Raw genomic sequence first — 14,872 nt, forward strand, 5'->3', positions numbered from 1 at the left:
GCCGCTTTGCGGCCCTTATGCAAAGAAGCGCAAACTCCGCATTTATCAGATTAATATGCTAACGCGAGGGAAATGCTTCAGCTAAAGTGCATAAGTTTATGGTATGCATTCAGCTTGCCGGTCATAGACTTAAACGGCACATAGAGTGACAATATACTCGCTCACTGAATCCGCCTTTGTGGCAGCCCATTAGGGCGCAATGAATTTTATAAGGTATGTAGAATAATGAAAAAACTGCTTGTTGCTTGTTGTCTGTTATCGGGTTTAATTTCGGCTTCAGCGCTGGCAGATGCCAGTTCCGATTTGCAAGGTCGCCTGAGCAAAGTGAACAGTTTCCATGCTAATTTTTCGCAGAAAGTGACCAGCTCAGATGGCGCAGCAGTACAAGAGGGTGAGGGTGAATTGTGGGTGAAACGGCCTAATCTTTTTAACTGGCATATGACTTCCCCCGATGAAAGCGTCCTGATTTCTGATGGTGAAACACTGTGGTTCTATAACCCGTTTGTGGAGCAAGCCACGGCGACCTGGCTGAAAAATGCTACGGGCAATACGCCATTTATGCTTATCACCCGCAATAATCCAGATGATTGGAAACAATATAATGTGAAGCAGAAAGGTGACGATTTTGAGCTGACACCTAAAAGCGCAAGCGGCAATTTGAAGCAATTTGCTATTACCGTGACGCCAACGGGTACAATCAAAAGCTTTACTGCGGTTGAGCAAGACGGGCAGCGCAGCGCTTATATACTGAAAGGCCAGCAAAATAGTTCAGCGGATGCGAGTAAATTCAAGTTTACCCTACCAAAGGGCGTAACGCTGGACGACCAGCGGCAGTGAGGTCAGTGTGAGTAATATGTCCCTCGATTTTTCCCAAAATGAGTTTCAACCACTGGCCGCGCGGATGCGGCCTTTGACGTTGGAACAGTATATTGGCCAGCCGCATTTGCTGGCTCCGGGTAAACCGTTACCACGGGCAATCGTTGCTGGGCAATTACACTCAATGATTCTTTGGGGACCACCGGGAACCGGTAAAACTACCTTGGCCGAAATTATTGGTCGCTATGGTCAGGCGGATGTTGAGCGTATTTCTGCGGTAACCTCTGGTATTAAAGAAATTCGTGAGGCGATTGAGCGCGCACGGCAGAATCGTGATGCGGGGCGCAGGACAATTTTATTCGTCGATGAAGTCCATCGTTTTAATAAAAGTCAGCAAGATGCTTTTTTGCCTCATATTGAAGATGGCACTATCACTTTTATTGGGGCCACGACAGAAAACCCTTCATTTGAACTAAATTCGGCATTGCTCTCCAGAGCCAGGGTCTATTTGCTGAAAGCTCTCACCGCCGCAGATATCGAAAAAGTTATTGACCAGGCGATGTCAGACAGCAGCCGAGGTTATGGTGGGCAGAATATAAAACTGCCAGATGAAACCCGCCGAATGATGTCTGAATTGGTGGGTGGCGATGCGCGTCGGGCGTTGAATAGCCTTGAAATGATGGCCGATATGGCAGAAATAGATGCCAATGGAACCCGGGTATTGACGCCTGATTTGTTGAAAGAAGTGTCGGGCGAGCGCAGTGCGCGCTTTGATAACAAAGGCGATCGTTACTACGATTTGATTTCAGCAGTCCATAAGTCTATTCGTGGATCTGCACCTGATGCAGCGTTGTATTGGTATGCACGAATTATCACGGCGGGCGGTGATCCGCTTTATGTTGCCCGACGTTTATTAGCCATTGCGTCGGAAGACGTCGGTAATGCTGATCCTCGCGCGATGCAAGTGGCTATATCTGCGTGGGACTGTTTTACTCGTGTTGGCCCGGCAGAAGGTGAGCGCGCGATTGCTCAGGCAATTGTTTATCTGGCCTGTGCGCCGAAAAGTAATGCTGTTTACTCGGCGTTTAAAGCCGCAATGCAAGATGCACGTGATAAGCCAGATTTTGATGTACCGGAACATCTGCGCAACGCGCCGACCAAACTCATGAAAGAAATGGGGCTGGGGGCTGAATACCGTTATGCCCATGATGAACAACATGCTTATGCCGCTGGCGAAAATTATTTCCCACCAGAAATGGCCTCTACCCGCTACTATTTACCGTCATCCCGAGGTCTGGAAGGGAAAATTGGTGAAAAGCTGGCATGGCTGGCTGAGCAGGATCAAAATAGCCCGATAAAACGCTACCGCTAGCCTTGCTGTTGCGGTAAGGTTAGCGCTATAACCACTTGGTAAGTGGCTGTTTACACCGCTTACAGCGTTAAATTTTCCCTTAATAACCATTTTATGCCCAAGATAGTTGGAGTTGTAAGTAGGCAGTCAGTGAGCAAGTTCCGATGAACATAGTCTGGTAAGTCATCGGAGTGAAAGAGCGCCGCTAACGCCACTGAAATTTCAAGGATGAAGGGCATCCATAACTACAAGCACAGGACTAGCATGCTCGATCCCAATATGCTGCGCAATGAGCTAGACGCAGTCGCCGAAAAACTGGCTCGCAGAGGTTTTAAACTTGATGTTGAGATGTTGCGCCAACAAGAAGAGCGCCGCAAAGTTTTACAGGTTGAAACAGAAAGTCTGCAGGCAGAACGTAACTCCCGATCGAAATTGATTGGTGCGGCCAAGGCGCGTGGCGAAGATATCGAACCATTACGTCTGGAAGTGAATGTACTAGGTGAAAAGCTGGATGCAGCTAAGGCCGAGCTGGACAAGTTGCAAAACGAAATCCGTGATCTGGCATTATCTATTCCTAACCTGCCTGATGATTCTGTTCCAGTGGGTAAAGATGAAAATGATAATCTTGAAGTCAGCCGTTGGGGTGAACCTCGCAAGTATGACTTTGAGGTAAGAGATCATGTTTCATTGGGCGAGATGGCCGGTGGGCTTGATTTTGCTGCAGCAGTGAAACTGACTGGCGCGCGTTTTGTGGTGATGAAAGGGCAAATCGCTCGCATGCACCGCGCATTAGCACAGTTCATGTTGGATCTGCACACTGAAAAACATGGCTATCTGGAGACTTACGTTCCTTATCTGGTCAACCATGCGACTCTTTACGGCACCGGTCAGTTGCCTAAATTTGGTGGTGATCTTTTCCATACCAAACCGCTAGAAGAAGAATCTGACAGCAGCAACTATGCATTGATTCCAACGGCAGAAGTGCCTGTGACCAATCTGGTGCGTGATGAGATTCTTGAAGAAGATTCCCTGCCATTGAAAATGACGGCACATACCCCTTGCTTCCGTTCTGAAGCGGGTTCTTATGGTCGTGATACCCGTGGCTTGATCCGTATGCATCAGTTCGACAAAGTTGAGATGGTGCAGATAACCCGCCCGGAAGATTCTATGGCGGCACTGGAAGAGCTAACGGGTCACGCAGAGAAAGTGCTGCAATTACTGGAGTTACCATACCGTAAGGTACTGTTGTGTACCGGCGATATGGGCTTTGGCTCCAGCAAGACCTATGACCTGGAAGTGTGGTTGCCTGCGCAGAATACTTACCGTGAAATCTCTTCATGTTCGAACATGTGGGATTTCCAAGCGCGTCGTATGCAAGCGCGCTGCCGCAATAAAACTGACAGAAAGACTCGTTTGGTTCATACCCTGAATGGCTCTGGCCTGGCAGTTGGCCGTACTTTAGTTGCGGTGCTGGAAAATTATCAGCAGGCTGATGGCCGTATTCAGGTGCCAGAAGTCTTACGCCCTTATATGGGTGGTTTGGAATTTATTGGTTAATAAAATCGATAGCCGAGCATCAATAATCAAAAAGCGCCTGCGGGCGCTTTTTTGTTTTTAAGTGTTGGCAAATAGAACAAAATACTCATTTAGCAACATATCGTGCTATTGCCCCACGCGAGGCAATTGACTTTTTTATCACCAGTGGCATGATGCGCTCACTTTCCTCCTTGTCCCGACGGCTTCAGTCTTATTATGTCCGCATATTCTCGCCCGGTGCTGCTTTTGCTCTGTGGGCTTTTGCTATTTACGATTTCTATCGCAGTTTTAAATACTTTGGTTCCCTTATGGTTATCTCATCAACAATTGCCGACCTGGCAAGTAGGGATGGTTAGCTCATCATACTTTAGCGGGAATCTGGTCGGGACGTTGATTGCTGGGCGGTTTATCCAACAACTTGGTTTTAATCGTAGCTACCATTATTCCTGTATTTTATTCGCGCTGGCGACGTGCGGGTTAATGCTGTCGGTTGATTTTTGGAGCTGGCTGGGATGGCGCTTTTTTGCTGGTGTGGCTTGCGCATTAATATGGGTTATTGTCGAAAGCGCACTATTGCGCAGTGGTACGGTAACCAATCGAGGCCAACTGCTGGCGGCCTATATGATGGTTTATTATCTGGGAACTGTTACCGGGCAATTGCTCTTGGGTGTGGTCTCAACCCAATTACTCAGTGTTATTCCGTGGGTCAGCGCGCTGGTCATTACGGCGATGCTGCCGCTGTTATTTGCTCACTTTTCCCATGAAGGGGGCAGTGACGTACCACATATTGCCGTTTGGCCGATGTTGAAGCGACGTAGTGCGCGCTTGGGGATTAATGGCTGCATTATCTCCGGGGTGTTATTAGGTTCGCTCTATGGTCTGCTGCCGTTGTATTTATCTCATCAAGGAATGAGTGATGCGAGTGTCGGATGGTGGATGGCATTATTGGTCAGTTCTGGGATTATCGGGCAGTGGCCGATAGGCAAAATGGCCGACCGCTACGGCCGTCTACTGGTGCTGCGCATTCAAGTATTTGTCGTGATCCTCGGCAGTGTCGCTATTCTGGGAAATTATGCGCTGGCCCCCGCATTATTCATTTTGGGATGTGCCGGTTTTACGCTTTATCCTGTCGCCATGGCATGGGCATGTGAAAAGGCCAGTGCCGATGAATTGGTCGCAATGAATCAGGCATTATTAATGAGTTATACCATTGGTAGCCTGACCGGCCCGACCATGACTTCATTGCTGATGCAGCGTTATTCAGACAATCTATTGTTCATCATGATTGCGGGGGTGGCTTTAGTGTATTTAATGATGTTGCTCCGCAAACCCGATCAGCAAAAAACGCCTTACGCGGCGATATAATTGCCAAAAAAATGCCGCCAGCGGGTTACTTTGCATGGCGGCATGATTAAACATCAGTGTGTCAATTGACGGCTATCAGTAGATCACTTTGTGACCATAGCTTTCCAGAATACCTTTCACGCGGTCCATAATCTCCGCGGTAGGGGGCTTGACCCCATCCAGTTTGTATTCTTCACCCATGGCAATCCATTTGTGCTTACCAAGTTCATGGTAAGGCAGCAATTCGATTTTCTCGATATTGGTCATGTTCTGGGTAAACTCACCCAGCATATGGGCTGATTTATCATCATCTGACCAGCCCGGCACGACCACATAACGAATCCAGGTTTTTTGATTGCGTTTTGCCAGATAGCGAGCAAATTCCAGTGTTCGGTGATTGGATACGCCGACCAGATTCTGATGCACGCTGTCATCCATCTGCTTTAAATCCAGCATCACTAAATCTGTGGCATCCAGTAATTCATCAATGACGGGATCATAACGGCGCACAAAACCGTTGGTATCCAGACAAGTGTGAATACCTTCTTCGTGACAGGCGCGGAACCAATCACGGACAAACTCAGCCTGTAAGATGGCTTCGCCACCGGAGGCAGTGACACCACCACCAGAAGCATTCATAAAGTGGCGATAGGTAACGGCTTCTTTAACTAATTCTTCAACGGTAACTTCTTTGCCGCCGTGCGTGTCCCAAGTATCACGGTTATGGCAATACAGGCAGCGCATTAAGCAACCTTGAAAGAATACAATAAATCTAATCCCTGGGCCGTCAACGGTGCCACAGGATTCGAATGAGTGAATGCGGCCAAGTACGGACATTGCAGGTTACTCCAATACTGGATAAATAAAGGCCCCACTAAGGTGGAGCCTTTTAGTCTAATCTATTTTAGTTATACCTGTAAGGTATAGAACTTATATTGACTGAGTGAATGTACGTGTAATGACATCCTGCTGCTGTTCTTTGGTCAGCGAGTTGAAACGAACGGCGTAGCCTGATACACGAATAGTCAATTGCGGATATTTTTCCGGATTTTCCATCGCATCTAACAGCATTTCGCGGTTCATTACGTTCACGTTCAGGTGTTGACCACCTTCAATGGACGCCTCGTGATGGAAGTAACCATCCATCAGACCTGCCAAGTTAGCTTTACGAACTTCGTCGTCTTTACCCAGTGCGTTTGGCACGATAGAGAAGGTGTAAGAAATACCATCTTTCGCGTATGCAAACGGCAGTTTAGCAACAGAAGTCAGAGAGGCAACAGCACCTTTCTGGTCACGGCCGTGCATTGGGTTAGCACCTGGACCGAATGGAGCACCAGCGCGGCGGCCATCTGGAGTGTTACCCGTTTTCTTACCATAAACCACGTTAGAGGTAATGGTCAGCACAGACTGAGTTGCCACTGCACCACGGTAAGTACGCAGCTTCTGAATTTTCTTCATGAAGCGCTCAACCAGGTCACAAGCGATGTCATCAACGCGTGAGTCGTTGTTACCAAACTGTGGATATTCGCCTTCGATATTGAAGTCGATAGCCAGGCCATCAGCATCACGAATGGTGCTTACTTTGGCATATTTGATAGCAGACAGGGAGTCAGCAGCAACAGACAGACCTGCGATACCACACGCCATAGTACGGTAAACATCACGGTCATGCAGTGCCATCAGCGCAGCTTCATAGCTGTACTTGTCATGCATGTAGTGAATGATGTTCAGCGAGGTAACGTATTGTTTAGCCAGCCAATCCATAAAGTGATCCATGCGGTTCATGACTTTGTCATAGTCCAGCACTTCATCCATCATTGGCGCTTCTTTCGGGCCAACCTGGATCTTCATTTTTTCATCAACGCCGCCGTTAATTGCATACAACATGGTTTTCGCCAGGTTGGCACGCGCGCCGAAGAACTGCATTTGTTTACCGACAATCATCGGGCTAACACAACATGCGATGGCATAGTCATCGTTGTTGAAGTCAGGACGCATCAGGTCATCGTTTTCATACTGTACAGATGAAGTATCGATAGACACTTTAGCTGCATATTTTTTGAAGTTCAGTGGCAGTTTTTCAGACCACAGAATGGTCATGTTCGGCTCTGGAGACGGCCCCATGGTGTACAGGGTGTTCAAGAAGCGGAAGCTGGTTTTGGTCACCAGAGTACGGCCATCAACGCCCATACCTGCCAGAGACTCAGTTGCCCAGATTGGGTCACCAGAGAACAGCTCATCATACTCAGGGGTACGCAAGAAGCGAACCATACGCAGTTTCATCACCAAATGGTCAATCAGTTCCTGCGCTTCGATTTCAGTCAGTTTGCCTTCTTTCATGTCACGTTCGATGTAAACGTCAAGGAAAGTAGAAACACGACCGAAGGACATTGCAGCGCCGTTCTGAGATTTAACCGCAGCCAAATAGCCGAAGTAAGTCCACTGTACTGCTTCTTTAGCGTTAGTCGCTGGACCAGAGATATCACAACCATATTTGGCTGCCATTTCTTTGATTTGACCCAGAGCACGATGCTGTTCAGCAATTTCTTCGCGCAACTGGATAGTCATTTCCAGGTCTTTACCGTTTTCCAGGTCATCTTGTAAAGAGTTGAACTGAGCCAGTTTGTCTTTCATCAGGAAGTCGATACCGTAAACGGCTACACGACGATAGTCACCGATGATACGGCCACGGCCATACGCATCTGGCAAACCAGTCAGTACACCAGATTTACGGCAGTTCAGGATGTCTTTGGTATAAACGTCAAATACACCTTGGTTGTGCGTTTTGCGGTAATCGGTGAAGACTTTTTTCAGTTGTGGGTCAAGTTCGCGACCGTAAACTTTGCAAGAGCCTTCAACCATTTTGATGCCGCCGAATGGAATCAGGGCACGTTTCAATGGTTTTTCAGTCTGCAAACCAACGATGGTTTCCAGATCTTTGTTGATATAGCCAGCATCATGAGAGGTGATGGTCGCTGCTACGTCGGTATCGAAATCAACTGGCGCATGGGTGCGGTTTTCCAGTTTGATACCTTCCATAACTTGCGCCCACAGCTTGTCGGTCGCTTCGGTAGGGCCGGCAAGGAAGGACTCATCGCCTTCATAAGGAGTGTAGTTTTTCTGGATGAAGTCACGAACGTTGACTTCGTTCTGCCAATCACCTTGGGTAAAACCTTGCCATGCTTTGGCCAATTTTTCATTAAGTTCGGTCATAATGCATCTACCTTTTAATGTGAATTTCTTCGAAAACCGTGAGCGGCCACACTTAGTGTTGCTGGTCACCGCGCAGATAAATTACCCAGTAAGTCAAACCTACCAATAATCCGCCACCAATGATGTTGCCGATAGTGACTGGGATCAGGTTATCAATAATAAAGTTACTTACGGTTAAGTTAGCAAATTGCTCTGGTGCTGCTCCTATGGATTGCCAAAACTCAGGCGACGCGAAGTTTTTAATCACAATACCCATAGGAATCATAAACATATTCGCGATGCTATGCTCAAAACCGCTGGCAACAAACATTCCCACCGGTAAAATCATCGCAAACATCTTGTCCATTATGGTACGGCCGGAGTAACTCATCCAAACCGCCAGGCAAACCATTAAGTTAGCCAAAATACCCAAACATACTGCTTCTACAAAAGTATGGTGCAATTTGTGATCGGCAGTTTGTAAAACATTCAAACCCCATTGACCATTTGCAACAGTATGTTGGCCAGCGAACCAAATAAGGCACACGAAAAATAGCGCACCGAACAGATTCCCAATATAGACATTAACCCAGTTGCATCCCAGTTGGCGCCAGGTAATACGGCCACTGGCTTTGGCGACAGTTGTTAGTACGGTAGAAGTGAAAAGATCACCACCACATACCACCACTAACATTAGCCCCAGGGAGAAACAAATACCACCCACCAACTTGGCAAAACCGAAAGGCACGCCTGCGGTTCCGGTAGTCGCTGTAATATAAAAAACAAACGCAATTGAAATAAACACACCGGCAGTAATCGCTAAATAAAAAGTTTTTAGCGGATGCTTGGTGGCTTTATAGACACCGGCATCTTCGGCTACTTTAGCCATTGCCGCAGGTAATAATGCATCGAAGGGGTTGTCAGCTTTCACACTAACTCTCTCTTAAGGGTTAATAAAGCACAACGAGATACTAGCAAAGCAGTATAGCGTGAAAATTGATATGGATCATATTGCGCGAGTTTAGTTGGCGCTAAAACACTACAAAATGTGTGCTTAATGAGGTTAATTCATTGATTATTAAAGTGAAAAAATATTTTAATATTTACAAATAATTTTGATTGCGTTGTTTTAAAGCCGTTGAGAACGTTAATTAAAAACAGTGTTTGTAGCTATTTTTATTATTCTTCGTCATTAAAAATTAACTATTTATTCACCTTTATGTTTGTTTTATCTGATTGGCAAATAATGTTTGTTTAAAGGTGCTGTTTTTTACCCTAAGCGGCGTCAGAAAATAACGTTTTTTTATGACAAAAACAATTGCTAGCTTGAGCTATTTGTATTTTTATTCGTCAGAATAAATGCAGAAATTAATAGGCGAGAAATCTTGAGATAAAAAAAGCGGCATTTGCCGCTTTTCTTGCTTGATGACTGCCCGACAAACAAATAGCGGAGATCTGTCGGGCAATGTGATTACTTACTTTTTATCCCAATAACGGCGTTTCGCCGCCTGCAATTTAGCATAAGCACCCAGCAGAGCCTGATGTGCCGGGAGGGCTTTGAGATCTTCATCAACACTGAATAAGCTGTTAAAGCGCTCCTCACCAGCAATGGCCGCAGATGCAGCCTCTAGCGCTTCCTGACCATACATTTTCACAAAAGCACCATAATACTGGGCTGCATCGCGGTCTGGCTCTTGGGTCAGCAACAGCAGTGTTTGCAGGCAACGGTAATAATTAGCCTGTTTTGCGCTGAAGACTGAAGAGTTGAAGTCTTGCGTCCATTCCACCCAAATCAGTGCTTGTTCCAAATCGCCGCCCGCTAAGGCCAGCATGGATTTCAACTCGCCAACCCGCAGTGTGTACCAGCCATTATCTTTACCGGAGGCAATGCCCAGTAGCTCACGGACGCGGGCAAAATCATCCAACCCTTCATCATCCAAGGCCTGAATGAGTTCCAGATACTGTTCTGGCTGCCAATCACTGTCTGGCAGAGCCAGCAAGGTATCACGCAGGTGTACGCCCATAGTGTTGTTTGCCATCAGCAGATCTTCGGCAGGGTAGATATCAGACATCCCCGGCACCAAAATTCGGCAAGCATAAACATCCAGATGCTCATAATCGGCAATGTACACTTCGGCGTCTTCCTGCTTGAAGATGGCCATTAACGTGGCGAACTCTTCTTCTGTGGTGCCTTTAAAGCTCCAATCTACGAATGGATAGTCGGCGTCTTCTTTAAACATATCCCAGCTGATTAAGCCGCTTGAATCAATAAAGTGTGTTTCCAGATTGGTATGCTCAGCGACTTCTTCATCATCAAAGGTTGGTGCGGTGAATACATCCAAGTCTTTGAGGCTGCGGCCTTGCAGCAGCTCAGTTACGGTACGCTCAAGGGCAACACCGAAGTCTGGGTGTGCGCCAAATGAAGCAAAACAAGTCCCATTTGATGGGTTAAACAGCACCACACAAATGACCGGATATTTGCCACCCAAAGAGGCATCGTAAGAGAGGATTGGGAAACCTTCCTCTTCCAGTTTGGCAATCGCCTCCACCACACCCGGATAGCGATTTAACACCTCGGCTGGGATTTCCGGCAAGCTAATAGATTCGGCGATAATGCGGTTTTTCACTGAGCGTTCAAACACTTCGGACAATGCCTGCACGCGGGCTTCATTAGCCGTATTCCCCGCAGACATGCCATTAGAAACATACAGATTGCCGATAATATTCATTGGAATATAGACGGTTTCTAAATCTGATTGGCGGGTGAATGGCAGAGAGCAAATGCCGCGCGCAGCATTCCCTGACTGCAAATCCACCAGATCACTGGCGACCAGTTCATTTTCCGGATCGTAAAACGCCAGCAGGCGCTCATCCAAAATACCTTCCGGCAACAAATCATCTTCTGGAATTGGGAACCATTTCTCATTCGGGTAGTGAACGAAATCACCTTCAGTAATGGCTTTGCCCAAGTAGAAATCGGCGAAGAAATAGTTAGTGGATAAGCGCTCGAAGTATTCACCCAAGGCCGATGCCAGTGCTGCTTTTTTGCTGGCACCTTTGCCATTGGTAAAGCACAGCGGGCAATCGCGGTCGCGGATATGTACCGACCAAACGTGAGGAACTGGGTTCAGCCAGGAGGCTTCTTCAATATTAAAACCGAGGTCACTCAGTTTTTGCTGAAAGCGGGAGATGGAGTCTTCCAGCGCGGCGTCTTTGCCGGGAATAAAGGTTTGGGTCATTGTCTTCACTTTTTGGCGGTACTAAAAACGCGCAATCATACGGGGTTTTAGTTAATAGCTCCATGTATTCCTAAAGCACAGCAAATGTCACAGTTTTGATGTGGATATTCCGGATAATTCACTAGCTTATAAATAATGGAGTCATAATATGAAATCTATAAAGCTAACTGTCTTAGCCGGAATCTTAGCAGGGATCAGCGGTTCGGCCTTTGCTCTGCCTAATATTACCCTATTGGCAACCGGGGGAACTATCGCCGGTGGCGGCGATTCAGCCACTAAATCTAACTATACTGCGGGCAAACTGGGGGTTGATGCTCTGGTCAACGCCGTGCCGGAAATGAAAAAACTCGCCAATATTCAAGGTGAGCAAGTTGTGAATATTGGTTCTCAGGATATGAATGACGAGGTCTGGCTGAAGTTGGCCAAAAAAATTAATGCTGATTGTGCCAAAACTGATGGATTCGTCATTACCCATGGGACTGACACATTGGAGGAAACTGCCTATTTTCTCGACTTAACCGTCAATTGTGATAAACCCGTGGTGATGGTGGGGGCAATGCGCCCGGCTACAGCGCTGGGCGCTGACGGCCCGCTGAATCTCTACAACGCCGTGGTGGTCGCCAGTGACCCTAACTCCGCTAAACGCGGCGTGCTGGTAGCAATGAATGACACGGTGTTAACCGGGCGTGATGTGATGAAAACCAACACCACCTCGGTGCAAACTTTCCAGTCACCCAATACCGGCCCACTAGGCTATATCTATGATGGCAAAGTGAATTATCTGCACCAGCCCGCGCCACGGCAGCCCGCGTTTGATATCAGTAAACTGAATGAGTTACCGAAAGTCGGCATTATTTATAACTATGCGAATGCCTCTGACCTACCGGCTAAAGCATTGATTACTGACGGCTATAAAGGGATTGTCAGCGCCGGTGTGGGCAATGGTAACCTTTATCATTCGGTGTTCGATACATTGGCAACGGCGGCACATAATGGCGTGGCCGTGGTGCGGTCATCCCGCGTACCCACCGGCTCTACCACCGAAGATGCTGAAGTTGATGATACCAAATATGGGTTTGTTGCTTCTGGCTCACTCAATCCACAAAAAGCACGGGTATTGCTGCAATTAGCATTAACCCAAACACAAAAACCACAAGAAATTCAAAAATTATTCCATCAGTATTGATATAGCCAATCTTTGACGGAGGCTTCGGCCTCCGTATCTATTTATTACCTGCAATCTGAAATAAAAACGCTAATCCCTTCAACCCGCTACCTTTAATGGCAGTGCGGTGATGGTTTTCTACCTTTTTAGACAGCAGGATAACAATAAATGAAAGCTTTTGATTTCAATCGGATGACACTTGATAAGTTTCCTATCGAATTTTTAGCAGAGGTGGGTATCCGGTGTTTTTTCACCTTTGTATTGGTCTTTTTATTTCTGAAACTGAGTGGCACGCCGAGGTGTGCGGCAAATGTCGCTATTTGAAGTCGTTATCATTCTGACTCTCGGTTCAGCCGCCGGTGATGTCACTTTTTATGAAGATGTGCCGATTCTGCCCGTGGTAATGGTATTCATCAGCATTATGCTCTTGTATCGCCTATCCACTTTCCTAATGTCCCGCAGTGAAAAAATCCAGCAATGGATGGAAGGGGAACCACTCATCATTATTAGTGATGGGATATTCGTTTGGGAAACCATGCAGAAGGAAAACATTACCCACGACGAGTTTTTTATGGAGCTGCGCCAACAAGGTGTGGAGCATCTTGGTCAAGTGCGACTGGCTATTTTAGAGGTTAATGGTGCTATCAGTGTCTTTTTCTTCAGCGAAGAAAAGGTGAAACCAGGGCTGCCGGTGCTCCCCAAATGCTGTATTAAACCATTAATTGACATAGAAAAAGCAGGCGAATATGCCTGTAGCCAATGCAGTTTGATTATGACTTTTTCCGATGACTCCCGTGCCACTTGCCAACGTTGTGGTCATCACCACTGGGTGGCAGCTTTGTATCATCAACGGACAAAATGAGTTATTTATCATGCAACAAAGCCCTATTTGAGCTGCTTTTGGTGAATAATTTCAAATTAATGACAAGATAACGGACAGCCTGCGGTGAAAGAGGTTGAGAGTTTCTCTCTTGCTAGCGAATAACCGTTGCAGCAGGCGGACTCGGATGATAAAACCGAGTGATGGGTTATCTCGATGGCAATCTCAGTAGAGTGTGGTGAGGGGAAATGACACAGGTTTATAATTTTAGCGCTGGTCCAGCAATGCTACCGGTTGAAGTTTTACGTCGTGCGGAACAGGAATTACGTAACTGGCATGGTCTGGGAACGTCGGTCATGGAAATCAGCCACCGCAGTAAAGAATTTATGCAGGTCGCTGAAGAGGCAGAAAAAGATCTGCGCGACCTGATGCAGATCCCAGCCAATTATAAAGTGTTATTTTGCCATGGTGGTGCGCGAGCCCAGTTTGCGGCAGTACCACTGAACTTGCTCGGCGATAGTCGCAGTGCTGATTACATTGATGGTGGCTATTGGGCGCACAGCGCGGTCAAAGAAGCCCAGAAGTATTGCACGCCGAATGTGATTGATGTGACGACACACGATAACGGCGTAACAGGTATCACGCCGATGAAGCAATGGAAGCTAAGTGATAATGCCGCTTATGTGCACTATTGCCCGAATGAAACCATTGACGGCCTTGCTATCAATGAAGAACCTGATTTTGGTAGCAAAATTGTGGTTGCCGATTACTCCTCATCGATTCTTTCCCGCCCGATTGATGTCAGCCGTTATGGTGTCATTTATGCCGGTGCGCAGAAAAATATCGGCCCGGCTGGTCTGACCGTGGTTATCGTGCGCGAAGATTTGCTTGGTAAAGCGCGCACTGAGCTGCCCTCCATCCTTGATTATAAGGTTCTGGCAGAAAACGACTCGATGTTCAACACGCCGCCGACTTTCGCCTGGTATCTGTCCGGCCTGGTATTTAAATGGCTGAAAGAACAGGGCGGTCTGGGCGAAATGGAAAAACGTAATCAGGCGAAAGCTGAGTTGCTGTATGGCGCGATTGACCATACTGACTTCTATCGCAATCAGGTCGCGGCTGCCAACCGCTCTTGGATGAATGTGCCATTCCAAATGATAGATCCTTCGCTGGACAAGCTGTTCTTGAGCGAAGCAGAAGCCCAGGGGCTACAAGCCCTAAAAGGTCATCGTGTTGCCGGCGGGATGCGCGCTTCTATCTATAATGCTATGCCAATTGAAGGTGTTAAAGCATTAACCGATTTTATGGCTGACTTTGAACGCCGCCATGGCTAATGGCCCTGAGCAGATATCACCCGGCTCTGATTTATTTATCACCATGATTTGAGTCATATTTATTTAGTAATAACA

The 14,872-nt window shown here is 47.1% G+C and carries 10 protein-coding genes and 1 pseudogene; 7 read left to right on the top strand and 4 right to left on the bottom strand.

The genetic code is table 11. The features are described from left to right. Positions 1-225: 225 nt before the first annotated feature. From lolA to F0T03_RS08365, 4 genes are all read left to right on the top strand, one after another. Positions 226-837: an outer membrane lipoprotein periplasmic chaperone LolA gene (gene lolA, locus F0T03_RS08350; RefSeq protein ID WP_145553598.1), complete on the top strand. Its 612-nt coding sequence runs from the start codon at positions 226-228 to the stop codon at positions 835-837. 7 nt (positions 838-844) lie between these two features. Further along, on the top strand, positions 845-2,188 hold the full coding sequence (locus tag F0T03_RS08355) for a replication-associated recombination protein A (protein WP_159677805.1): 1,344 nt from the start codon (positions 845-847) through the stop codon (positions 2,186-2,188). 243 nt (positions 2,189-2,431) lie between these two features. Then, entirely contained in the window at positions 2,432-3,724 is a 1,293-nt protein-coding gene (gene serS / locus F0T03_RS08360) for a serine--tRNA ligase (protein WP_145553594.1), read from the top strand. A gap of 195 nt (positions 3,725-3,919) precedes the next feature. Next, positions 3,920-5,068 (top strand): MFS transporter, encoded by a 1,149-nt coding sequence (locus tag F0T03_RS08365; protein ID WP_145553592.1) that lies wholly within the window; start codon positions 3,920-3,922, stop codon positions 5,066-5,068. A 75-nt stretch (positions 5,069-5,143) separates the two neighbouring features. Here F0T03_RS08365 and pflA read toward each other — a convergent pair whose 3' ends face one another. The 4 genes from pflA to ycaO all read right to left on the bottom strand — a co-directional run bounded on the left by pflA (position 5,144) and on the right by ycaO (position 11,478). Then, a complete protein-coding gene (gene pflA / locus F0T03_RS08370) occupies positions 5,144-5,884 on the bottom strand; it encodes a pyruvate formate lyase 1-activating protein (protein WP_005171041.1) in 741 nt (246 codons plus the stop codon). A 93-nt stretch (positions 5,885-5,977) separates the two neighbouring features. Beyond that, positions 5,978-8,260, bottom strand: a complete 2,283-nt coding sequence (pflB, locus tag F0T03_RS08375; RefSeq protein ID WP_159677807.1) for a formate C-acetyltransferase — start codon at positions 8,258-8,260, stop codon at positions 5,978-5,980. A 52-nt stretch (positions 8,261-8,312) separates the two neighbouring features. Beyond that, positions 8,313-9,170, bottom strand: coding sequence for a formate transporter FocA (gene focA, locus F0T03_RS08380; RefSeq protein WP_145553588.1), 858 nt, complete (start codon positions 9,168-9,170; stop codon positions 8,313-8,315). A gap of 544 nt (positions 9,171-9,714) precedes the next feature. Further along, on the bottom strand, positions 9,715-11,478 hold the full coding sequence (gene ycaO, locus F0T03_RS08385; RefSeq protein WP_159677809.1) for a 30S ribosomal protein S12 methylthiotransferase accessory factor YcaO: 1,764 nt from the start codon (positions 11,476-11,478) through the stop codon (positions 9,715-9,717). Positions 11,479-11,626: 148 nt separating this feature from the next. Here ycaO and ansB point away from each other — a divergent pair, with 148 nt between their 5' ends. From ansB to serC, 3 genes and pseudogenes are all read left to right on the top strand, one after another. Beyond that, on the top strand, positions 11,627-12,664 hold the full coding sequence (gene ansB, locus F0T03_RS08390; RefSeq protein WP_145555075.1) for an L-asparaginase 2: 1,038 nt from the start codon (positions 11,627-11,629) through the stop codon (positions 12,662-12,664). 147 nt (positions 12,665-12,811) lie between these two features. Beyond that, positions 12,812-13,505 (top strand): annotated as a pseudogene (locus F0T03_RS08395) (YetF domain-containing protein). 206 nt (positions 13,506-13,711) lie between these two features. Then, positions 13,712-14,797, top strand: coding sequence for a 3-phosphoserine/phosphohydroxythreonine transaminase (gene serC / locus F0T03_RS08400; RefSeq protein ID WP_159677811.1), 1,086 nt, complete (start codon positions 13,712-13,714; stop codon positions 14,795-14,797). Positions 14,798-14,872: the final 75 nt, after the last annotated feature.

The sequence above is a fragment of the Yersinia canariae genome (assembly GCF_009831415.1).
Classification (GTDB): Bacteria; Pseudomonadota; Gammaproteobacteria; order Enterobacterales; family Enterobacteriaceae; genus Yersinia; species Yersinia canariae.

What these genes read in the sequence shown, in the direction of transcription:
- ansB (WP_145555075.1), top strand. Translation starts at nt 11,627, where the DNA reads ATGAAATCTATAAAGCTAACTGTCTTAGCCGGAATCTTAGCAGGGATC.
- F0T03_RS08365 (WP_145553592.1), top strand. Translation starts at nt 3,920, where the DNA reads ATGTCCGCATATTCTCGCCCGGTGCTGCTTTTGCTCTGTGGGCTTTTG.
- lolA (WP_145553598.1), top strand. Translation starts at nt 226, where the DNA reads ATGAAAAAACTGCTTGTTGCTTGTTGTCTGTTATCGGGTTTAATTTCG.
- serS (WP_145553594.1), top strand. Translation starts at nt 2,432, where the DNA reads ATGCTCGATCCCAATATGCTGCGCAATGAGCTAGACGCAGTCGCCGAA.
- serC (WP_159677811.1), top strand. Translation starts at nt 13,712, where the DNA reads ATGACACAGGTTTATAATTTTAGCGCTGGTCCAGCAATGCTACCGGTT.
- pflB (WP_159677807.1), bottom strand. Translation starts at nt 8,260, where the DNA reads ATGACCGAACTTAATGAAAAATTGGCCAAAGCATGGCAAGGTTTTACC.
- pflA (WP_005171041.1), bottom strand. Translation starts at nt 5,884, where the DNA reads ATGTCCGTACTTGGCCGCATTCACTCATTCGAATCCTGTGGCACCGTT.
- ycaO (WP_159677809.1), bottom strand. Translation starts at nt 11,478, where the DNA reads ATGACCCAAACCTTTATTCCCGGCAAAGACGCCGCGCTGGAAGACTCC.